Here is a 1,096-nt window from a genome sequence, read left to right on the forward strand (position 1 = left end):
GGCAGGTTACCCACGTGTTACTCACCCGTCCGCCGCTAATCCGTTCCCGAAGAAACTTCATCGCTCGACTTGCATGTGTTAAGCACGCCGCCAGCGTTCGTCCTGAGCCAGGATCAAACTCTCAATAAAAAGTTTAATCTTAGCTTACTCAAATAAAGAATTGCTGGTTTACTTAAATGTATTTATATATTCTGTTCAATTTTCAAAGACCAATTTCTCTCTTACAACTACTGTTGTAATATTTTGTTGTTTGCTGTCGTTCCTGACAACTTAATCAGTATATCATCGCGTTTAGAACCTGTCAATAACTTTTTCAAAAAACTTTTAAAATTATTTCAGTAAGTTCTCTCAATCTTAAGCTACTGATTCTAAATCTTTCAGCGAGGAATTACATCATATCATCACTGTTTATACTTATCAACAACCTTTTAAAATCCTTATCGACTTCTTTCGAGTTGTTTATATGTTTCAGCGACGTGTTTTATCTTAACATCCCTACTACATTTATATTATTTGATTTTTCACCATTTAATGATATTATTATTATTTTTCACAATAATTCTCTGTTATTCTAAGTTTTATGGTTATTGATACGCCCGCCGTAGTTGTTAGACTAATTCTCTATAAATATAGTGTATTTATACATATTTTCCCTTAAACTTAGTAAACTTATTATTAACAATCCCAATCGCAATAACTTATATATATTTTTGTACTCCTAAACAATTAACTATTTTATCGTTGCTATAATTCCTATATCTCACTACATATCTTTAATATGCATATTATACTTTTTCCTTTTAGTTCTTTACCCCAGAGCCACGAGGCCTTAACTTGCTTAATCCAGACTCTATAGTAATGATTGGTTGACAGTTTTTATGACCGATGTAGTAATCAAATAGGAGCTCTACCAGATCAATTACTCCCTTAACACTAAATAAAAATAAGTGTAAATGTTTAACTATTTATTTATAACTCTTAATTAAACATCATGCTTCACTTCAAAAGTATAAGATTGTTTCTTTAATTAATTCCAAATATAATTATTATATAAACATGTTAAATTAAAAATATCCACATTAATAAGAAATAATCC

At 30.0% G+C, this 1,096-nt stretch carries 1 rRNA gene; it reads right to left on the reverse strand.

The window, feature by feature from the left end:
• Window positions 1-129: ribosomal RNA gene (locus CLCHR_RS24220) — 16S ribosomal RNA — on the reverse strand; the annotation flags it as partial.
• Window positions 130-1,096: the final 967 nt, after the last annotated feature.

Source organism: Clostridium chromiireducens (assembly GCF_002029255.1).
GTDB classification, from domain to species: Bacteria; Bacillota; Clostridia; order Clostridiales; family Clostridiaceae; genus Clostridium; species Clostridium chromiireducens.